The following is a 20,973-nucleotide window of genomic DNA, read 5'->3' on the forward strand; positions in this document are numbered from 1 at the left end:
ATGCAGGTGATTGGCGCTTTGATGAGGAAGTTGGTGCATTTGGCTTTTGGGATTTTAAAGTCCCAAAAGCCTTTCGATCCTAATTATTTGACTGCTACCCCTTGACAGATCAAGACAGTATCTACATGATTTTATAATGGCCTTAAAATAGGTGGGGGCGGGTTTTTGAGATTGTGGGTTTGTGGTAAATATTGTTGGTAAAACCAGCGTTAAAATAGGTGGGGGCGGGTTTTTGAGATTGTGGGTTTGTGGTAAATATTGTTGGTGAAACCCGCCCCTACATGATTTTATAATTGCTTAAAACAAAAAGTATCGCTGAGCCATTGGTAAAACAGTTGCCGGTTCACAAATCAGCAATTCTCCATCCGCCCTCACTTCATAGGTTTCTGGATCGACTTCCATTTCTGGCAAATAATCGTTGAGTTTCATGTCTCTTTTACTAATCTTTCGCGTGCCAGAAACTGCTACAGTTGGCTTTTGTAAACCTAGCTGTGCGGCAATATTGCGATCGCACGCAGCCTGAGAAACAAACGTCAGACAAGTTGCGCCGATCGCACCCCCAAAACTCCCAAACATCGGCCGCATATGCACCGGCTGCGGCGTGGGAATGCTGGCGTTAGCATCTCCCATCTGCGAATAGGCGATCGCCCCACCCTTAATCACCATCTCCGGTTTCACCCCAAAAAAAGCCGGTCTCCACAAACACAAATCCGCCAATTTCCCCTCTTCAATAGAACCAACATACTGAGAAATACCGTGAGTAATCGCCGGATTAATTGTGTATTTTGCAATATACCGCTTAGCCCGAAAATTATCATTTTCTCCTTCTATTCCCCCCCCTTGATAAGGGGGGGTTAGGGGGGGTAAATTACCACGCTGCACTTTCATTTTATGAGCCGTTTGCCAAGTCCGAATAATCACTTCCCCAACCCTTCCCATCGCCTGAGAATCCGAAGAAATCATACTAAAAGCACCCAAATCGTGCAAAATATCTTCAGCAGCAATCGTTTCTCTTCTAATTCTCGATTCAGCAAAAGCCACATCTTCAGGAATACTTCGATCCAAATGGTGACACACCATCAACATATCCAAATGTTCTTCCAAAGTGTTAACAGTATAAGGGCGAGTCGGGTTAGTTGACGAGGGCAAAACATTAGCTTGTCCGCAAACTTTAATAATATCCGGCGCGTGTCCGCCGCCAGCACCTTCAGTGTGATAAGTGTGAATTGCCCGATTTTTAAACGCGGCAATTGTAGCTTCCACAAATCCCGCTTCATTGAGAGTATCGGTGTGAATTGCAACTTGCACGTCGTATTCGTCAGCTACACTTAAACAAGTATCAATTGTTGCTGGTGTAGTTCCCCAATCTTCGTGGAGTTTCAAACCCATTGCACCGGCCAATACTTGTTCAATTAATGCTTGGGGTTGACTGGTATTTCCTTTACCTAAAAATCCTAGATTGACGGGGAAAGCGTCCGCAGCTTGCAGCATTCGGGACATATGCCAAGGTCCAGGAGTGCAAGTTGTGGCGTTTGTACCCGTTGCAGGGCCTGTACCACCGCCGATCATAGTAGTGACACCAGAGGCGATCGCCACTTCAATTTGTTGCGGACAAATAAAGTGAATGTGAGTGTCAATTCCCCCCGCAGTCAGAATCATCCCTTCACCCGCAATTACTTCAGTACCGGGGCCGATAATAATATCTATTCTGTCTTGAATATAAGGATTTCCGGCTTTACCAATCTTGTAAATTTTGCCTTCTTTAATCCCAATATCTGCTTTAACAATTCCCCACCAATCTAATATTAAAGCATTAGTAATCACCGTGTCAACAGCACCATCAGCATTAGAAATTGGCGACTGTCCCATGCCGTCGCGGATGACTTTGCCACCACCAAATTTGACTTCATCGCCGTAGGTTGTGAAGTCTTGTTCAACTTCAATGAATAATTCAGTATCCGCTAACCTGACGCGATCGCCCACTGTCGGCCCGAAAGTTTCCGCATAAGCGCGGCGTTCCATTCTGTAACTCATATTAATGCACTCCTTGCTTCATTTTGATTGATAATAGTCGAATTCTCTCTCATCCATCTATAGCAGTCCTAAATCATTTGTGAACTTCTTACTCCCTCCCCTTACTAAGGGGAGGGTTGGGGTGGGGTAAAAAGATTTACGACTCCTGCAAGGATTGCTATAACTCACCATTCACTTTTCCATTAAAGCCGTAAACTTCACGACTACCGACAAAAGGTACTAATTGCACTTCTCTTTCATCTCCCGGTTCAAACCTGACTGCTGTACCTGCGGGGATATCCAACCGCATTCCTTTTGCTTGTTCTCGATTAAATTCTAATGCTTCGTTAGCTTCATAAAAATGGTAGTGAGAACCGACTTGGATTGGGCGATCGCCCGTATTTCCTACCAGCAACCGGACTGTTTCACGCCCTGCATTTAGTTCTATTTCACCTGGCAAAACAATCATTTCCCCTGGAATCATCTTTTCCTCCTGCGAGTTTATGCGGTTAATTTTTTAACGGATCGGATCGTGGACTGTAACGAGTTTAGTACCATCAGGAAAAGTCGCCTCTACCTGGACTTCATGCACCATTTCTGGTATCCCTTCCATCACATCTTCTCGCGTCAAAAGAGTTGTCCCATAACTCATTAAATCGGCGACGGTAAGGCCATCTCTGGCTCCTTCTAAAATCGCGGCGGAAATGTAGGCTAGTGCTTCGGGATAGTTTAATTTTAAACCTCTTTGTTTCCGGCGTTCTGCTACCAGGGCGGCGGTGAAAATCAGCAGTTTGTCTTTTTCTTGGGGGGTGAGTTGCATTGTTATTCTGGTGAGGGCGATCGCATTATTTGCTTAATTTTAAACTATTATTGAATTATTTTTTCAAGTTCAACTATCAACGAGGGTAAATCATCGGTAATCACATCCCAAACTATATCTAAGTTCACCTCGAAGTAAGCGTGAATTAGGCGATTCCTCATACCGATAACTTGTGACCACGGGATTTGTGGTAATTCCTTTTGACGGTCTGTACTGATGCGAGAAGCAGCCTCGCCAACAATTTCAATACACTTGACCAAAGATAGTGTTAACATTCGGTTAGTGTCAAGATCTGTCCGGTTTGTGTTTGCGGAAAATAAGACAGCTTCTTTTGCCGCATTCAGCATATGATGCAGACGAGTATTATTATCTATGAACATACAACACCTGGGCTGAATCAAGAACTTTTTGGCGAAAATATTGACTCAATTCTTCGGGTGTTCGCAAATCTACTTGACGTCCTAACATTTCTGTTAGTTCAATTTCCATAGTAACTATCCGCCATCCGATTTTGTTTCCTGGTATAAATTCTACCAGCAAGTCAATGTCACTGTCGGGTCTAAAGTCGCTTCGGAGGATTGAGCCAAAAAGAGAAAGTTTGGCGATCGCATTTTTCTGACAAAACTCAGCTATCTGGTCATGGGGAATACTAATGGGCAGTTGTTTGTCTGGTTCTGGGGTAGTGAGTTGCATTTTATTTACGATAGTTAGGATTGCTATATATACTGAAATTAAAATACTATCCTATTTTATCCAAACACGGGGAAAACAGCAAGGGCGTTCTGAAAAAGATAGGCGGAGCAAGTCCCAAATGCTGACAAACCAGTCTCTAGCGGCCGTGGTGGATGTACCGCGATATCGGCATAGCAAACCGTTAGGAATACGAGTGATGCCGATGGTACAATTACCAGGATTAATTGTTGCCTCCGAGGGCAAAGCACGCAGTTTTTCCACAAGTTCTGGGGTGACAGGTGTTCCAACCCAAGCGAGGGTTGCAACTACGGGTTTTCCGGCGAGGCCGTGAGGACTTTCGAGCATGGTTTCTCCACCTTTGAGCAATTGTCTGTCAATCCATAAAGGGGTATTTTGCTGCCAGATTTCGGTGTGCGATCGCCATTGTCCAGACAAGAATTTTTCGCCCCTAGCACTGCGTCCAAATCTGGTAATTTCCCACAATAAAATATTCGCTGTTGGTGCTAATTCTACCCGCAAGTTTTGCTGATAAATTGCGCCATCAAAAACGATTGTTTCCTGGGGTAGCCATTCTAAGTTAGCAGCAGATTCTAATTGAATGTCGATAGTTTGTTGTGATTCTAGTCCGCTGCTACGATAGATTTTAGCAGCAGCGGCGCTGGTAATCAAGGCTTTGGCGTTGGGTTGGAGGTGAAAATGGCTCGAAAGGCGATCGCCCCCCACAACTCCTCCAGCCGTGTGTAAAATGACGCTGTGACAAACCTCCTTACCTTCAGGATAGAACGGGCGTTGCACTTTCAGCGGTGCTTGCATTTGATTTTGGATGATTTGAGTTGAGCCATTGTGGTTGGCGTAGACTAAATTGAGGAGGCCGTGCCATCCATTTTGAATGTTATTTGTAGGTTTGTCAGTCGAGTTTTGAATCACAGTTTTTTAGAATTCAAGAATAGATATTATCAAAAATATCGATCTCAGTAGGGACACGGCATTGCCCATTAGTGTCAACTTAAGGTCAAACCCAGTCAGAGACTGTTGTTTGACTATTAAATCTAGATCCCCCCTAGCCCCCCTTAAGAAGGGGGGGACAGGAGTCCGATCAAAGTCCCCCTTCTTAAGGGGGATTTAGGGGGATCAAGACTCAGGTAAAAACCAGATTTCTCAGGGCTTTCAGGCTTAAGTTGACACCTATGGGCATTGCCGTGTCCCTCCCCGTAGGGACACTCCAAGAGCCCATTGGTGTCAACTTAACGTCAAACCTATTCACAGACTGCTGTTTGACTATTAACTTCGATCCCCCCTAACCCCCCTTAAGAAGGGGGGGACAAGATTCTTCTCAAAGTCCCCCTTCTTAAGGGGGATTTAGGGGGATCTAGACTTGGCGTAAAACCCAGATTTTTCAAGAGGATTTTAGTCTTAAGTTGACACTAATGGGCATTGCCGTGCCCCTACGGGGATACTGTAACAATAATACAAGATAGCAGATTATACTAATTAATATGCGTCTTAAATTATCCTCCCATGCCAGCCACCCCTGAAAGCCTCCAGAAATTCGTCACCTACTGCCAACAACACATTACAGGCGATGAAAAAGGACAAGCACAAGTATTTTTAGACCGCTTCTTTCAGGCTTTCGGCCACGAGGGGGCATTAGAAGCCGGCGCAACCTATGAGGAACGCATAGAGAAAAGTAGCAAAAAAGGTCTAATGGGATTTGCTGATTTGGTGTGGAAAAAGCACGTTTTGATTGAAATGAAAAAGCGCGGCGAAGACTTGACTAAAAGAGAACACCGCACCCAAACAGAACGCTATTATATTCGCCTCAAAAAAGACGATCGCCCGCGCTATGTGATGATGTGCAATTTTGACGAGTTTCACATTTACGATTTTGATGTTCAGCCAGATGAACCTTTAGACATTATAACTTTAAAGCAATTGCCAGCGCGATCGCCCGCTTTTGCTTTCATGGAATCTACCAGCCGCCGCCCCATATTCAAAAACAACCAAGTCGAGATTACCGAAAAAGCTGCTAGCAGAATGGGGATGCTGCTGGAAATGTTAATTGAGCGCGGCAAAGAGCGCAAATTTGCTAAATTTAATCAGTTTCAGGCCCAGCGATTTGTGTTGCAGTGCGTCTTAGCAATGTTTGCCGAAGATCGGGGACTTTTGCCGCCTGCACTCTTTACTCGCTGCGTCAAAGATTGTCTGGAAGGAGCAAGTTCTTATGATGTCTTGGGCGGCTTATTTCAAGCAATGAATCAGCAGGGAGTCACGCCCGCAGGACGTTATGAAGGAGTCGAGTATTTCAACGGCGGATTATTTTCGGAAATACATCCCATTGAACTGCAACAGGGAGAGTTGAAAATATTAGAAGCTTGTGCGGAACAAAATTGGAGTCAGGTACGCCCTTCTATTTTTGGTAATATCTTTGAATCGGCTTTGAAAACAGATAAAAAACAGCGCCGCGCCTACGGAATTCACTTTACTACAGAGGGAGACATTCGCCGCATTGTTTTGCCCACAATTAGCTATTACTGGGAAGAGCGAATTAATGCTGCAAATACGGTAGCCGAACTGCAAAATCTGCACCAAGAATTAGGTCGCTATCGCGTCTTAGATCCGGCTTGCGGTTCGGGGAATTTTCTGTATGTAGCTTATCAGGAACTGAAGCAAGTTGAAAAGTTACTTTTAGATAAGCTAAACGAGTGCGACGGTACAAGAGGTTATATGAATTTAGTCACGCCGCAGCAATTTTACGGCATGGATGTTAACTCGTTTGCGGTGGAGTTGGCGCGGGTGACGCTGATGATTGGCCGCAAGGTGGCGATCGACAATTTGGGATTGAAAGAACCTTCTCTGCCTTTGGATACTTTGGATAAAAATATTGTCTGTGCTGATGCTTTATTTACTGATTGGGTGAAGGCTGACGCGATTATCGGGAATCCCCCGTTTTTAGGCGGAAAGCACATGAGGATTGCGCTGGGAGATGAATATATTGACCGCGTGTTTGAACGCTTTCCTGATGTGAAAGATTCGGTGGATTTTTGTGCTTATTGGTTTCGCATTGCTCACAATAATTTAGAACTCAATGGCAGGGCTGGTTTAGTTGCTACTAATTCAATCAGTCAAGGAAAAAGTCGTGCTGCTGCTTTAGATTATGTCGCTCAAAATGGCGGTCACATTTATGTGGCAGTTTCTACTCAGCCTTGGTCGGGGGAAGCTAAGGTTCACGTTAGTTTGATTAACTGGAGCAAGGAAAAGCCGAAAGTTTACTATTTAGATAATCTCGCGGTTTCCAGTATTAATTCTTCGTTGCAAGCTACGATTGATGTTTCTCAAGCTGCTAGGTTGTCAGCGAATTTAAATAAATGCTTTCAAGGTGTAATTCCTAATGGTAAGGGATTTATTATTGCCGAACAAGAGGCTAAGGACTGGATTCAAGCTGATTTTAATAATCAGAAAGTTATTAAACTTTTTTCAATGGGGGCGAATTTAGCTAAAAATCCCAACTCCGTACCCGATAGATGGATTATTGATTTTGATGACATGACAATAGAAGAAGCTAGCAACTATGAACTACCTTTTAATCGATTGAAATCAACTATTTCCATCGAACGCCAGAATAATCGCAATGAAGCACTAAAACTAAACTGGTGGAAATATGAAGGAAAACGTTTGGGAATGAGAAAGGCGATCGCACCCTTATCTAACTACTTTACCGTACCGAGAGTCTCAAAATGGGCTGTCTTCATTCCCGCTCCCGTTAGTTGGCTGCCAGGTGACTTAAATATTGTTGTTGCTTCAGAAGACTTCTACATTTTTGGCATTCTCACATCAAAGGTTCATCGCTTCTGGGTTAAAGCTCAAAGCTCAACACTTAAAGGAGACACTCGATACACGAATACCACCTGCTTTGAAACTTTCCCATTTCCCCAGACAGCAGCGAAGCAATTAGTAGAGGAAATTCGGGCAAATGCGGTCGAATTGCACCAATACCGCACTCAACAAATGTCCGCCAAACAGTGGGGAATTACTCAACTTTACAATAAGTTTTTTGAAGAACCAACAAGTCAACTCTTTAAACTCCATGCTAAGCTCGATCGGCAAGTAATCCAAGCTTACGGATTTACTGACAGTGACAATATCTTAGACCAATTGCTGGCATTAAATCTAGAACTAGCAGAAACCGAAAAACAAGGCGAGCCAATAGTTGGGCCCACGGCCCCAAATGAAGGCAATTGAGGACACCGCAATGCCGTTGTCCTACCCCAAAACATCGATCGCACACCCTCGGATGTAACCATCGCCCGATTAATAGTAGGGAAACGGCACTGCCCATAGGTGTCAACAATCGCCTGAAAGCATTGTGTGTACTTACTCTCCTCCCTCTAGAGGGGAGTTAGATCGGACACAGCCCCGGCCCCTCTCTAGAGGGGAGTTAGATTCGACACACCCCCGGCCCCTCTCTAGAGGGGAGTTAGATCGGACACACCCCCGGCCCCTCTCTAGAGGGGAGTTAGATCGGACACACCCCCGGCCCCTCTCTAGAGGGGAGTTAGATCGGACACAGCCCCGGCCCCTCTAAGCGAGGGGAGTTAGAGGGGAGTTAGATATGACACAGCCCACTCACCAAGGACTTCCAACCATCACAAAAGCTGACCAATAAAAAGGATGGGACAACTTTGTATCTGCAAAACCTTGCAGCGACGGTGGTAAATCCACCCCTCCACCCCGACTCGAACCCCGCAATTGACCACCCTCCAAACGCACATCTCCTCGCAACATCGCAATTTGCGCTTTGCGCAGGGCGGCCGCCTTAATTGGCGCAGTCTTCAACTGTTGATAAAATTCACTCATCAATCCCAAAGTACCTTCGTCACTCACATACCACAAACTCCCCAAGGCAGTTTGCACCCCAGATTGTACCGCCAATCCGCCAAAACCTAACTCCGCTTCCTCATCTCCCACCGCAGTGCGACAAGCACTCAAAACCAATAAATTTACCTGGGGATCGTTCAATCTCAACTGTCGTAATTGATCGAGTTGCAGTCGGCTATTCCACAACTGAATAAAAGAATTACTTGGTAATCCTGGTTTAAATTCGCCGTGAGTAGCTAAGTGAATAACTCCAAAGGGCCGACTTTGATGCTGTTGCCTCAAATTCTCCAAAGTAAAGCCCTCATTCAGAAAACTAATTCCCGGCCAATCTCTGGAAATAGCAGCTATTTCAGCAGGAACTGCCGGCAAAGGTTTCAACTCAGAAAACTGCGATGCACCCATGGCTAAAACCTGAAGGTTTCTGATATCGATGTAACGAGTATCGGTTAAAGTAACGCTGGGAATTAGACTGATATTGTAATTTTCCACCAAAAATTGCTGTCCGTCGTGCAAAGCTGAAAAAGGAAAGCCTCGCAATCCTTTATCAGCAATGAATGAGATTGTATCAATTCCTCGCTCTTTTAAAGTTGGTTGTAAAGGAGCAATTATCCACTGATAAAGTTGTTGGGCATAGGGAAGATAACTGGTAGTTCCCCGCGCACCCGGTTTGGTAATTTCTTCCCGAAATTTACTGACAATTTGCATCAGTTCTTTGTGGTTAGCTTGTGGCACAGTTTGGTGAATGACAGAACCTGAAGCTGTCACCAAAACTAAATCTAATTTTTCGGGTCGGGAAAAGAGATAAATAAAACTGGGTTTAATACCGGTTTCTGCGGAGAGGGCTGCTAATTTTTTTTGAGTTGCTTCGGTGGAGATTAGTTCGTCTTCAATGTCTGGGAAGTTTAGGCCGAAATATTGTTGATATTCTTGGCTGAAAGATTTGTCTAGTAAAGCTACACCTTCTGAGACTTTTGCTTGGTCAAAGTTACTACTGATGTTGCTGCGAAATGCTGACAGGAAGGCTAAATTTGGGGGATTTGAACCGATGAAATCTAAGATAGCTTTGGGAGGTAAGTTTTTTTCGAGTCCAACTATCATTTGTCGCGGTGCTTCTATGTTTCGCAAAATGATGTTTTGATTTAGCAGTTGTTCTGGTGTCAAGGGTTGGTTTGGCCCTGGAAAGAGCGATGAAAATCTATTTAATGGTGTTAGTGGTGTTAGTGATGTTGGCGGTATTTGCGGTGTTAGTGGTATTTGCGGTGTTAGTGGTATTTGCGGTATTATTGGTATTTGCGGTATTATTGGTATTTGCGGTATTATTGGTATTTCCGGTGTTATTGGTATTTGCGGTATTACTGGTATTTGTGGTGTTGGTGTTGGTGGAATAATATTAACATTGCCAGAATCGATCGCTGCGGCACTACCGTTAATTCTGGCATCTCCGATCGCAAAAGGCGTTGGCGGGTTAGTATTAGCGCCACCGTGATTAATAGTAACGGAACCTTGTCGATTGGCACCAACAGTTGAGATGCTAACAGGAGTACCGTTTTGGTTTAAAAAAGAATTGGTGATTCGCACAAAACCCGGAGTGCCGATCGCCACCGTACCTCCAGTCGCATTAATCGATGCTACACTAATATCATTGCGAGCATTCAGATTTACCGTAGCAGCGCGATCGCCCCCAACAGGATTAACATCTATACGCCCTACTGTGATTTGCCTTCCCGCTACAACGCCCACAGTCTCGGTAGCATTTATATTACCAGTAGTAACACTCCCCCTGGTGCTGTTAACATCAACTGCAACTCCCTGCAAATTTCCTGCTTTTACATCGCCTGCTGCGGTTAAATTTACATTTCTCGTTGCGGTATTATTGGCAGTTTCAATACTTCCAGAATCACTCTTAACATTAACTCCAACTCCCTGTAAATTTCCTGCTTTTACATTACTAGCAGCAGCAACATTGATATTTCCAGTTGTCAAAGTATTGCCGATCGCAATTTGGCCCCCATCACTATTAACATCAACTGCCGCCCCCTGCAAATTCCCGATATTTAAGTCCCTGGATGCTCTCACAGCAATGGTGGCGGCGGGAGCATTAATAGAGGGCGTAGCAATGTTAGTTTGAGCATCCAGATTGACTGTGGGAATGAAATTTAGCCCAACAGGATTAACAGTTACAACTCCAGTATTAATTAGTTGTCTGGCTAAAATTCTGACATCTCCAGTAGTAGCGATCGCCCCCGTGGTGACATTGCCCGTATTGCTGGTAGCATTGACAGTAGCAGCATTAAGATTACCTACCGTTAAGTCCCTAGAAGCCGTCAAACTGATATTTGTAGTTGCTGCAATATCCACTGGTGTAGTATTAGGGACTATGAGATTAGGATCGCTCCAAACTCCCAATTCCCCGGAGTTACTAGCAATATCAACCTTAGTTCCCTGTAAATTCCCAAAATTCACATTTCCAAAAGCTCTAAGTTCGATCGCCCCAGAATTCCCAGTATCGATCGCCTCCGTGACTATACTACCCCCACTGCTGTTGAAACTCACATTACCATTTACATCAGCACGGGAAATGTCATTTGTCAATATAATATTATCAGCAGCCTGAATATTAATTGTCGAACTAGAAGTCAATCGCCCACCAACCACCACACCCTGTCCGCTTTCGAGCTTAATTTCTCCACTATTAATATCTCTAGTTGCGACAGTTCCCGGAGCAGACAAACTCACCAGCCCCGCAGCAGAAATATTATCTACAATAATTAAGGGATTCGAGTGAATAATCCCAGGATTAAATATAGCATCCTCACCTAAAGAAGTAGTTTCATTATCATCAAAACTCCCCTCAACAGCATTAGGAACATTAGGAGTATTAGCCAAATTCCGAACTCCAGCCCGCAAAATCAATGCCGGAGTCCTAGTTAAAATAGCAATATCCGAATCAGCACTAACATTGCCAATATCGAGGGCTGTATCCGGGCGAGTAATTGTAATCTCCTGTGCCACAATACTTCCCTTAGCCTCCACTTTCAGAGAAGCACCAGTATAATCTCCAAAAAAAACATCAGCCTCAGAACTAATAATCGGGTCAAATAAACTCACGAAAGTTCCCGCCATTCCTGACAGATTCCGAATTGAAAAATTGCCACCAGAAACAAAGTGAGCATCCCCAGAAATCACACCATTACTAACTAAAGTCAAAGCGCCACCCGCCTGAAATTGGGGAGCCAGAGCCAAAGCACCGATCGCATTTTGAGTCAGAATATCGATAGTGCGATCGCCCTGAATGTATAAATTACCCCCAGCCTGAGCCAAAAACGGATGCGTCGCACTGTCACGCACTTGCGCAGCATTTGCCGCGGTCAAAGTCAAGTTACCAGTGGTGTATAATTGAACCCCATCTAATGTGAGATTATTAGCAGCCCAGAGGCGAGCATTTGCCGCAGTTAAATCAGAAATGGGGGTAAGATTGCTTCTAGCGATCGCCACATCCCCCGAATTCACCTGCAAACCAGAGCCCACAAGTCGCACCGTACCATCAGTCGCCACAGCAACACCAGTCGCACCATTCACACCGCTACCAGTCAGCAACTGCGGCAAAGATAGAGGATTTGCAACCAAGGGAGAAATCGGTAAATTGCCACCAGTAGCAATTTCTAAACTCAACAAATGCCCTGGTTGACTAATGCGAATCGCACTTCCACTTCCCACACTAGCAACAGTAATGTTACCTCCCGGTGCCGACAAATTCCCCGTACTAATCACAGTACCGCCCAACAAAGCCAAACTTTGACCAGGTGCCACAGCCAAATTAGCAGCATTCACAATACTTCCCGGTGGAGCCACCCCAAAATAAAAACCATTAGGAGTACCAACTAGCGTGCTAAAATCGTTTACGCCCGTAGCATTAAACCAATTAGAACCCAAACCAACCCCAGTAGCAGTAGTCGCAGTGAAAGCCGCCGGCACATTCAAACTCGCGTTGGGACCAAACACAATCCCCGCAGGATTAATTAAAAAAAGATTAGAGTTGCCACCAGTGACAGTAATTAAACCATTAATTAGGGAAGCATCCCCGCCAGAAATGCGACCTAATATATTTTGAATCCCTGGATTGGTCAAAAAATTAGCAACCTGACCCTCCGGGATACCGAACTTCTGAAAACTATGAAACAGATTCGCCCCGTCCCCCGACAAACTGCCACCACCAATATCGTAGCGGTTGTCAGTGCGGGTCACATTAGTGCCAGTACCGTCAGCCGCCGGAACGACTGTTTGCGCTTGGGCGAAAGTATTAAAAATTAACAAAGAAAACGGACAAATAAATAGCCAGACCTTTTTAATTTTTAAGTTGGCATTTTTCATAGCATCTAGGTCCGATCGCGATTCTGTTAAATTATGACATCTGGCAACAACATACCTGTAAAAAATAGATTAACTCGCCCATGACAATTCCGCAAATCAAAAGCTTGTATACAGACGGCGCTTGTTCCGGCAACCCAGGCCCAGGCGGCTGGGGCGCAGTGGTTTGCTTCGCCGATGGCAACTGTCACGAACTCGGAGGTGCACAGTCCCAAAGTACCAATAACCGCATGGAAATGCAGGCTGCGATCGCCGCCTTGGAGTTTTTTGCCAATTCCGGTCAAACCGAAACAGTCACCCTTTACCAAAAAACTGGGTCTAAAGCCCCGTCCTTCAGGACGGATTTAATTCGAGTGTAAAGATTCTTGAATCAGTCGATTTATACCCACAATTGCTAGTAAACGTGATAGAATAATTCCATGATTGTACTAGAGTTCAAGTTAAAAGGCAAGCCGCAGCAGTACCGGGTCATCGACGAAATGATCCGTACAGCTCAGTTTGTCCGAAACAAAGCTCTTAGATATTGGATCGACAATCAGGGAGTTAAGCTACTTGACCTCTACAAACAATGTGCCATCATGGCAAAAGAGTTTGAATGGGCAGGAAAACTTAACTCAATGGCGCGTCAAGCGATGGCCCAACGCGCCATTTTTGCTATCCAACGTTTCTTCTCTAATTGTAAGGCTAAGAAGCCAGGGAAAAAAGGATATCCGCAGTTTAAGAAACACACTCGTTCTGTAGAGTACAAGACATCAGGCTGGAAACTTTCTACCGACAAAAGATGTCTGACATTCACCGACGGTTTCGCTGCTGGAACATTTAAGTTGCTTGGCAGTCGGGACTTGCATTTCTACTCACCCAAGGAAATCAAACGAGTTAGGGTAATTCGTCGCGCCGATGGCTACTACACTCAGTTTTGTATAAATGTGGAACGGACAGAGGAAGCCATTCCGACTGGTAAAGCGATTGGGATAGATGTGGGATTAAACCATTTTTATACCGACAGCAACGGTGAAACCATGACGAATCCTCGACATCTCCGTAAAACTGAAAAAGCTTTAAAACGGTTGCAGAAGCGAGTTTCTCGCAAGAAGAAAGGTTCCAACAACCGCAAAGGCGCCATCAACAGGCTAGGAAGGAAACACCTGAAAGTCAGTAGGCAGCGCAAAGACTTCGCCATTAAGACGGCGTTGTGCGTAGTGAAATCTAGCGATTTTGTAGCCTACGAAGACCTTCAAGTGAAGAATATGGTAAAAAACCATAAACTTGCTAAATCAATTAGCGATGCAGCGTGGTCGCAGTTTGCCCAATGGTTGCAATACTTTGGGAAGGTGTACGGTAAAACAGTTGTTGCTGTTGCTCCTCAGTACACTTCTCAAAATTGTTCAAGTTGTGGGAATCGCGTTCAGAAATCGCTGTCAGTCAGGACTCATATTTGTAGTTGTGGTACGGTGTTAGATCGTGACCACAACGCAGCTTTGAATATTCTGGCTAAGGGATTAAAGCAATCAGGAATTATTTTAAATACGGTGGGGCACACCGGAATTAACGCTTGGGGACAGACCGACCTCTACTCGCTGGTGGTGACATCAACGGGCAAGTTGACTGATTGATCCAAGAATCCCCGTGCGTTCACGCGCCCGGAGTGTCAAACCGACAGCGAGTATGTTAAAAACGGTATCACCAAATGGATTCAAGGCTGGAAAAACAAAGGCTGGAAAACTTCCACAGGCAAAGATGTCGTCAATCAAGACCTCTGGCACCTGCTAGACAAGCTGAATTCCCGGCAAGTGAAGTGGGAACACGTCCGGGGTCACTCCGGCGATTTCTATAACGATAGATGCGACGAAATCGCCCGCAGCTTTTCGCAGAATCTCGTTCCCGAACTGCAACAACACAAAGCAACAGCAGACGGGGCCAGGGCGAGCACAGGGGCAGGCACGGGGGCACTGCCCCTACAGTCGGAAAACACAAATGTTTCAGATGAAACGGAAACAATTGGTAACAAAACGATAGAATCCTATGTCATAACTTCTGACCTTCTCATCTCCAATGCTGCCATGATCGATTCTACTGCCGATACTCTGGAGAACTTGCCCCGCGAGGTGAGGGTTCAGGACCTCCGAAACCTCATCGAAACCTTGCATATAGCTGATGAAGTTGCCACTAAAGGCTACTTGATCACAAGTTCTGAATTAGCTGACTTGATGGATGTAAATGCCAGTGCTGTTACCAGTCGTGGAGACAACTGGGTTTGGCGAAACTGGGTAGTTTCGCGGGTGCGCCGCGAGGGAAATCAAATTCTCTGGCAATTGGAACGCATAGACCACGTTAGTACAGTTGATTAATTATTAGTTATTTAGTTATTAGTCAGTTGCCAGAAAGCAGAAAGCAGTGTTTCATCAAAATACTGCTTTCTGCCAGTTTTTTTTACTGCTGCGATCGTCTTTGAGTAATATCAAATCCGGTAGCATCTGAATGATTCAGATCTCTATTCTCTCCCTCTGTGTCCTCTGTGTTCTCTGCGGTTAAATCATTCCGATGCAGCCGGAAACGATATAAATCCCAACTCGTGAGGGCGAATTTAGCGGGAGCAAATTTATCTGATGCTAATCTCAGGGGTGCAGATTTGAGTTATGCAGATTTAAGCAATGCTGACTTAACAAAGGCGGATTTAAGAGGTGCAAATTTAGGGAGACTAGACTTGAGAAAAACTTGCTTAGATGGGGCGACTTTTGAGTAATACCAAATCCGTTGACATCGGAATTATTATTTCTCTCTTCTCTTTCTCTGTGTCCTCTGTGTTCTCTGTGGTTTAATCATTCCGATACAACCGGAATTGATATAAAATGATTGTCTGTATCGCGGACGGGATATCATTCCCATCCCAGTCGCGATCGGGGCGGGTTTATTTAGATTGTTAGTCTGAACGAAAGATTGTTGGTGAAACCCGCCCCTACAGAAATGATGTCTTAGGCTAACTATACTTGCGACCGCGCCACTGAGTAGGCTGATTCAACGCAGAAATCAGAATCCGCAAAAATGCTAAAGGATCGGCTAAAGGTGACAGCCAAAATAGCCATTTACCCGATGCTTTTGTGCGATCGTAGGAAGGTGCGATCGCCAAACACAAAGCCGATCGCACCGCCAGCAAAAATAGATTCAATCCCAACAGCAAACCGTAGGGAAACAGCGCCACAGGCGATCGCCAACCAAGCAACAAATAACCCAATAAAATCAGCACCGGCAAACCTTGAACTGCAAACAGCAGCCACAAATCGCCCCAAATTTGAACCCTAGAAGCAGCATCCTTCAAATCGAGCGATCGCCCCCACTCATTCCAAGTCTCGATCGCCCCCTCATACATCCGCACCTTCAACACCTTAGCCCCGTCCAAAAAGCCCACCTTAAAGCCCTTAGCAGCCGCATAGCGAGCCAGAGTCACATCATCGCAAAAGGAACCCCTAGCAGACTCGTAGCCGTCCAATGCCACCAAAACCTCGCGCCGACACAAAAAACATTGACCGTTGGCCATCACCAATTCCGGTACATCTCCACCAGTCCCGGTCGGTCCGAACCGATAAACCAATGTCATCAACAGCGCAGGTTGCAGCCACAATTCCCCTGGATACTTGAGAATAAACTGCGGCGATAATGAAATTAAATCATAATTTTTGGCGATCGCCGTTTTGAGCAAACTTGCAATCAAACCCGGATGCGGCACAGTATCAGCATCTATCCCCAAAATCCACTCACACTTGTGGGAACTTGCCAAAAAACCAGTGTGTAAAGCCCAGGGACGCCCCACCCAACCAGCCGGCAGTGGGTCATCATTAATGACCCGAAACCGGGGGTCTTTTGCTGCTGCGGTTTTAACTAAATCTGCGGTGCCGTCAACGGAATAGCTATCAACAACAATAACTTCTCGGAGTTCGTAACTTTGGTTGGTTAATCCATCTAAACAAGGCCAAAGGCGATCGGCTTCATTCAAAGTCGGGACAACTACTGTACAAGCACCAAGCAAATCCAGTGTAGGCGATGCGGGTTCTAGGGGCGGGATGCGCGAGGGGCCTTTGATTAAGCGCGACATCAGAATTGCCACGGCGGGTAATTGCAGCAGCAGGAGTGTGAAAGACAAGAGATTGGGCATAGGGCATTGGGCATGGGGCATGGGGCATGGGGCATCGGACATAATGACTATATAGCAATCTATACGGTCACTGAGCGTAGTCGAAGTGTCCAGAGCACAACAGTCAACTGACAACTGACAACTGTCAACTGTCAACAGTCAACTGACAACAGTCAACTGACAACAGTCAACAGAATTGATATTACTTGCGTACAGCGCCAACGGGCTGAGGTGGAATTTCGGATTTGAGAGCAGATTTATCCAAAGATGCTGCGATCGCGTCTGTGGCATTGCCGATCGCGGGTTTCGCCATCAAGCTTAAAACGATCGCCGGAACAACACCCAGAAGCACAGCTAGCATTGTTGGAAACCAGAAGCGAGAATCCAAAGAAGTTATAGTAATAATTGCTCCGAAAGCAAAATTTACCACATAAACAATTAAGGGCAAACCCATTTCCGAGCGCTCCAAACGAATCGGAGTTTTTCTCCAGAAAAAAGCTGCTACAGACATAAACAGCGCTCCTGTACCCATCCATCCCGCCAAATTGCGGTAAGGCATCCCGAAGAAAGCTCCAAGTTCCTCAAACTCCCAAAAAGGCATAGAAGTCTGACTCATCGCCGGATCTAATACAAAATCCCAGGCTGTTAGCAACATAGCACCAAGGGCGATCGCCCCAAGTTGCCGTACCCAATTGAGTTCGCCCTTACCACCAGACAATCCAGCGCGAGCGATGATATAACAAACCAGTCCCAGATAGAACCACGACAGCGGGATGGTAAACGGCACCAACCCGGCAATTTTGTAACCCAAACCGCTCAAATAGTGATAATTGCCAAAGGGAAAACCTGTACTCGTTCCCAACAACTCGCTACCCAAAGACAGAAACACCGAAGGTATCAAAAATGCGAGAGTAGCGCCTAAACCCAATGTCCGAAAGCCATAGAGAGCAACGGCTGCTGCACCAAAAATGATATAAACGACTCCACCTCCAACCATTCCCCACTGGAACAAAGTTTGCCCAGCCGGAGGCAAACTCATCACCAATTCGGGACGGGGTAAAATCAGTAGTAACCCTGCTAATCCAAAAGCCATAGAGAAAACGTGGGCAATTAGGCAGATGCGCTCAGCAATTAAAAGTTGCTTCATAGAAATCCTCGGAAAAATATCAAATGCGTAAAGCACTCTTAACAGTTTACAAACTTTAACAAAAAACTAAGCATATTTGAGTTAGTTGGCAGTTGACGGTTGGCAGTTGACGGTTGACGGCGGTGCCCTGAGCGGAGTCGAAGGGTTGACGGTTGTCAGTTGACCCTTCGACTACGCTCAGGGTGCAGCAGTTGATGCCCGATGCCCGATGCCCCATGCCCGATGCCCAATGCCCCATACCCAATGCCATCTAAAATTATTGCCAATTCCCCACAAGTACAAAAGGTGCCCAGAAATAGGGATTTTTATACAGTGGGTTGTTCAGCAGGGCTAATTGAGCATTGCGGAGAGCTTCCACTTTGCTAATTTTAGGCAAAGCCAGTTGGCGATAGAACTCAGCCATAAATATAGCAGTAGATTCGTCATTGACTTGCCAAAGAGTCGCCACAGTGCTGCGGGCACCCGATCGAATTGCAGCCCCAGCCAAACCCAAAGCCGCGCGACTATCGCCCGAAGCAGTTTCGCAAGCACTCAATACCAAAAGTTCGATCGCCTGTTGTTTTTCCCCACTGCGCGATCGCAACAGTCGATCGAACTCCTTGACATTCACTTTCTGGTCCCAAGTCACAATAAAAGTATCCGCTGCATTGGAACTAAACTGTCCATGAGTTGCCAAATGCACGATCGGGTAGGACACCTCTTTAATTCGAGCTTGCAACTGCCCGCTCACAAACTCTTGATTCAGCAGTCGAGTTGCTGGCATCTGATCTGCAATTAGCTGAATTTCCTCAGTAACCCCCGGCAAAGCCGCAAAACCTTGACGAGCTTCTGAGAGGGCGGCCGTCAGCACTTTTAACTTGACGGTGCTCAGAGGTTTGGGAGCAAGCAATTGCAGTCCCGGCGCCAGGGCAATGCTGTATTTTTCCAACAGAAACCTTTCACCGTCATGGAGAATCGCCATCGGCAAATTTCGCAAATAGCCATCCAGTACAAATACTAAAGTTTTAATCCCGCTAGCAGTCAAATCCGCCTCCGCAGGGCGGATTAACCAGTCATAAACTTGTTGAACAGGCCGCAACCTATCTCGCGGAAAAGCAGCAGGTCTGATGACATTTTTAGCTTCTCTGAAAGCAGTTTCCAAATCTGCCTGAGATTTTTTAGTGCTGTAGCGACGCAGGGGTTTACCAGGAATAGACAAAATCACCTCCAAACGATCGCTCAAAATAATCGGATAAATCACCGCCGCCCTAGGATCGATTTCCTCGATCGACTTTGGTTTAGCATCAGCACAAGCATCGCGAAAAAAGTTATCCAATTCTGCCAACTGCAAAGATTCAACCGTTTGGCGAGCCAGCTTTAACTTATCTTGACTGGGAGATTCCTCTTCCAACAAAAGTTCGACTAATTGGCGATAAACCGGTTCGGCACTTTCGCGAAACGAAAATTGCACTTCTGGATTAACCGTCACCAAATCTCCCCGCAGAGAAGACAATACATTCACAGCTTGAGTATATTGGGCGATCGCCCCTTCCAGATTGCCCTCAGCCTTGCGAATCCGTCCGAGTTGCCACAATAATTGGTAAGCAATATCGGGAGACTGAAACGCCGGCACTAAACTCAAAGCTTGAATAGTCAGAGTTTCAGCTAGAGAATGCTGCTGCTGGAGTTCGTACACCTTCCCACGAGCTCCCAGAATATAAGCTTGTATCCGCTTATCGCCCAAACGGTTTGCCGGTTCCAAAGCGGCTTTGAGCATTTTGTCAATATCGCTCAAACCCGGAGTCGCGATCGAAAACCGATCCAATTTGAGCAAACTTTCTGCCAGATTAATTCGAGCATAAAGTCCGGCGCGATTCCACGACAATCCATCGACTTGAGGTTGGATCGATCGCCACAAAATCCCTGCTTCCGACCAATTTTGGCGCTCTACCAACAGACTCAACTGGTTCAACTTTGCCTGCATCCCTAGGGGCGATGCCCCCGCACTTCTATCTGCCGATCGAGCATAATACGAAAAAGCCGATCGCTCGCTATTAGCCCGCTCTTGAGGGCTTAAACCAGGTATATTACTTTTAGCCCGTTCCGTATTACCAAGATTAAGAGCGATTTGAGCCTCCTCTTGTCTGAGTCCCAATTTTTCTGCCCCTTCAAGTCCTACTAAAAGAATCTCCTGCGATCGATCGAGTTTTCCCAAAACCCGCAGCACCCTACCTAAAGCATTAATTCCCCGAACATTTTCCGCCGAAATCAGCGGATTTTTCAAACTGGCCAAACTGGCACTTGAAACCTCACAAGTTGTGTGTTCCAACTTAAAAGAATCCAACAAAACTTTGCAAGCTCTCGGATAAAGTCCCAGAGTTTCCCAAGCCCTACTTTGATTAATATGAATTTGAAACAACTGGTCTTTAGCCTGAATTTCATCAAAAATTTTAGCAGATTCAGTCCAAATATCGATCGCCTCCTGAGTCCGTCCCCGTTCCAGTTGCAATTGTCCTTGAATATTCAGACTTTGACCCAAAATCCCCTGCTGTTCCATGGTTTTCGGCAACTGACGCACCACCGACAAACTCGAATTAATCGCAAATTCAGCCTGCTCCCAGTCATTAAGTTGTCCAAAAGTTGCAGCCAAATTGCTCAAAGCCGTAGCTCGATCCAGATTTTGTCCTTTCGCCTCAAACACCACCGCAGCTTGCTGTAACAGCGGCACAACCTGGGAAAACCTTTCCGAATCATAAAAACTGCGAGCTTGTTGAACAAGCTGCATCGCATCTTTGGGCTGAACTTGAGCAACAGCAGGAGGAATGGCAATTGCCAGCCAACAAGAAATTAAAAATAACAAAATTGCTTGACGGAGCGATCGAGTAAATTTCATAGGTAATTGTTAATTGTTAATTGGTAATTTGCGTAAATTAACGTCAATCTGCCGTA

Annotated in this window: 15 protein-coding genes and 1 pseudogene; 5 read left to right on the top strand and 11 right to left on the bottom strand. The window is 45.6% G+C overall.

The window, feature by feature from the left end:
* Positions 1-297: 297 nt before the first annotated feature.
* The 6 genes from ureC to AAFP11_RS10235 all read right to left on the bottom strand — a co-directional run bounded on the left by ureC (position 298) and on the right by AAFP11_RS10235 (position 4,453).
* Positions 298-2,034 (bottom strand): urease subunit alpha, encoded by a 1,737-nt coding sequence (ureC, locus tag AAFP11_RS10210; protein WP_341736958.1) that lies wholly within the window; start codon positions 2,032-2,034, stop codon positions 298-300.
* 157 nt (positions 2,035-2,191) lie between these two features.
* Positions 2,192-2,497: an urease subunit beta gene (locus tag AAFP11_RS10215; protein WP_341736959.1), complete on the bottom strand. Its 306-nt coding sequence runs from the start codon at positions 2,495-2,497 to the stop codon at positions 2,192-2,194.
* 33 nt (positions 2,498-2,530) lie between these two features.
* A complete protein-coding gene (gene ureA, locus AAFP11_RS10220; RefSeq protein ID WP_015179363.1) occupies positions 2,531-2,833 on the bottom strand; it encodes an urease subunit gamma in 303 nt (100 codons plus the stop codon).
* Positions 2,834-2,880: 47 nt separating this feature from the next.
* Positions 2,881-3,213, bottom strand: a complete 333-nt coding sequence (locus AAFP11_RS10225) for a DUF86 domain-containing protein (RefSeq protein ID WP_341736960.1) — start codon at positions 3,211-3,213, stop codon at positions 2,881-2,883.
* Complete coding sequence (locus tag AAFP11_RS10230) at positions 3,200-3,526, bottom strand: nucleotidyltransferase family protein (RefSeq protein WP_341736961.1); 327 nt, start codon at positions 3,524-3,526, stop codon at positions 3,200-3,202. Before AAFP11_RS10230 ends, AAFP11_RS10225 begins: the two co-directional genes overlap by 14 nt.
* Before the next feature lie 51 nt (positions 3,527-3,577).
* Entirely contained in the window at positions 3,578-4,453 is an 876-nt protein-coding gene (locus AAFP11_RS10235) for an urease accessory protein UreD (protein ID WP_341736962.1), read from the bottom strand.
* 591 nt (positions 4,454-5,044) lie between these two features.
* Between AAFP11_RS10235 and AAFP11_RS10240 the strand changes: the two genes are divergently transcribed.
* Complete coding sequence (locus AAFP11_RS10240; RefSeq protein WP_341736963.1) at positions 5,045-7,765, top strand: DNA methyltransferase; 2,721 nt, start codon at positions 5,045-5,047, stop codon at positions 7,763-7,765.
* Positions 7,766-8,149: 384 nt separating this feature from the next.
* Here AAFP11_RS10240 and AAFP11_RS10245 read toward each other — a convergent pair whose 3' ends face one another.
* Positions 8,150-12,772, bottom strand: coding sequence for a CHAT domain-containing protein (locus tag AAFP11_RS10245; protein ID WP_341736964.1), 4,623 nt, complete (start codon positions 12,770-12,772; stop codon positions 8,150-8,152).
* Positions 12,773-12,852: 80 nt separating this feature from the next.
* Between AAFP11_RS10245 and AAFP11_RS10250 the strand changes: the two genes are divergently transcribed.
* The 4 genes and pseudogenes from AAFP11_RS10250 to AAFP11_RS10265 all read left to right on the top strand — a co-directional run bounded on the left by AAFP11_RS10250 (position 12,853) and on the right by AAFP11_RS10265 (position 15,512).
* A complete protein-coding gene (locus AAFP11_RS10250; protein WP_341736965.1) occupies positions 12,853-13,128 on the top strand; it encodes an RNase H family protein in 276 nt (91 codons plus the stop codon).
* 60 nt (positions 13,129-13,188) lie between these two features.
* Complete coding sequence (locus AAFP11_RS10255; protein WP_341736966.1) at positions 13,189-14,382, top strand: transposase; 1,194 nt, start codon at positions 13,189-13,191, stop codon at positions 14,380-14,382.
* A gap of 48 nt (positions 14,383-14,430) precedes the next feature.
* A pseudogene (locus tag AAFP11_RS10260) lies at positions 14,431-15,117 on the top strand (RNase H family protein); the annotation flags it as partial.
* A 224-nt stretch (positions 15,118-15,341) separates the two neighbouring features.
* On the top strand, positions 15,342-15,512 hold the full coding sequence (locus AAFP11_RS10265) for a pentapeptide repeat-containing protein (protein WP_341736967.1): 171 nt from the start codon (positions 15,342-15,344) through the stop codon (positions 15,510-15,512).
* A 234-nt stretch (positions 15,513-15,746) separates the two neighbouring features.
* On the opposite strand, the gene cruG is transcribed toward AAFP11_RS10265, so the two are convergent.
* The 4 genes from cruG to AAFP11_RS10285 form a co-directional block, all read right to left on the bottom strand.
* A complete protein-coding gene (cruG, locus tag AAFP11_RS10270; protein WP_341736968.1) occupies positions 15,747-16,919 on the bottom strand; it encodes a 2'-O-glycosyltransferase CruG in 1,173 nt (390 codons plus the stop codon).
* A gap of 181 nt (positions 16,920-17,100) precedes the next feature.
* Positions 17,101-18,045, bottom strand: coding sequence for a gamma-carotene 1'-hydroxylase CruF (gene cruF / locus AAFP11_RS10275; RefSeq protein WP_341736969.1), 945 nt, complete (start codon positions 18,043-18,045; stop codon positions 17,101-17,103).
* Between the two features lie 55 nt (positions 18,046-18,100).
* Positions 18,101-18,295, bottom strand: coding sequence for a hypothetical protein (locus AAFP11_RS10280; RefSeq protein ID WP_341736970.1), 195 nt, complete (start codon positions 18,293-18,295; stop codon positions 18,101-18,103).
* 6 nt (positions 18,296-18,301) lie between these two features.
* Entirely contained in the window at positions 18,302-20,917 is a 2,616-nt protein-coding gene (locus AAFP11_RS10285; protein WP_341736971.1) for a CHAT domain-containing protein, read from the bottom strand.
* Positions 20,918-20,973 lie beyond the last annotated feature (56 nt).

This window comes from Microcoleus sp. CAWBG640 (assembly GCF_020883015.1).
Lineage (GTDB): Bacteria > Cyanobacteriota > Cyanobacteriia > Cyanobacteriales > Microcoleaceae > Microcoleus > Microcoleus anatoxicus.

What these genes read in the sequence shown, in the direction of transcription:
- AAFP11_RS10280 (WP_341736970.1), bottom strand. Translation starts at nt 18,295, where the DNA reads ATGGCATTGGGTATGGGGCATTGGGCATCGGGCATGGGGCATCGGGCA.
- cruF (WP_341736969.1), bottom strand. Translation starts at nt 18,045, where the DNA reads ATGAAGCAACTTTTAATTGCTGAGCGCATCTGCCTAATTGCCCACGTT.
- AAFP11_RS10255 (WP_341736966.1), top strand. Translation starts at nt 13,189, where the DNA reads ATGATTGTACTAGAGTTCAAGTTAAAAGGCAAGCCGCAGCAGTACCGG.
- ureC (WP_341736958.1), bottom strand. Translation starts at nt 2,034, where the DNA reads ATGAGTTACAGAATGGAACGCCGCGCTTATGCGGAAACTTTCGGGCCG.
- AAFP11_RS10285 (WP_341736971.1), bottom strand. Translation starts at nt 20,917, where the DNA reads ATGAAATTTACTCGATCGCTCCGTCAAGCAATTTTGTTATTTTTAATT.
- ureA (WP_015179363.1), bottom strand. Translation starts at nt 2,833, where the DNA reads ATGCAACTCACCCCCCAAGAAAAAGACAAACTGCTGATTTTCACCGCC.
- AAFP11_RS10230 (WP_341736961.1), bottom strand. Translation starts at nt 3,526, where the DNA reads ATGCAACTCACTACCCCAGAACCAGACAAACAACTGCCCATTAGTATT.
- AAFP11_RS10225 (WP_341736960.1), bottom strand. Translation starts at nt 3,213, where the DNA reads ATGTTCATAGATAATAATACTCGTCTGCATCATATGCTGAATGCGGCA.
- AAFP11_RS10250 (WP_341736965.1), top strand. Translation starts at nt 12,853, where the DNA reads ATGACAATTCCGCAAATCAAAAGCTTGTATACAGACGGCGCTTGTTCC.
- AAFP11_RS10215 (WP_341736959.1), bottom strand. Translation starts at nt 2,497, where the DNA reads ATGATTCCAGGGGAAATGATTGTTTTGCCAGGTGAAATAGAACTAAAT.
- AAFP11_RS10245 (WP_341736964.1), bottom strand. Translation starts at nt 12,772, where the DNA reads ATGAAAAATGCCAACTTAAAAATTAAAAAGGTCTGGCTATTTATTTGT.
- AAFP11_RS10240 (WP_341736963.1), top strand. Translation starts at nt 5,045, where the DNA reads ATGCCAGCCACCCCTGAAAGCCTCCAGAAATTCGTCACCTACTGCCAA.
- cruG (WP_341736968.1), bottom strand. Translation starts at nt 16,919, where the DNA reads ATGCCCAATCTCTTGTCTTTCACACTCCTGCTGCTGCAATTACCCGCC.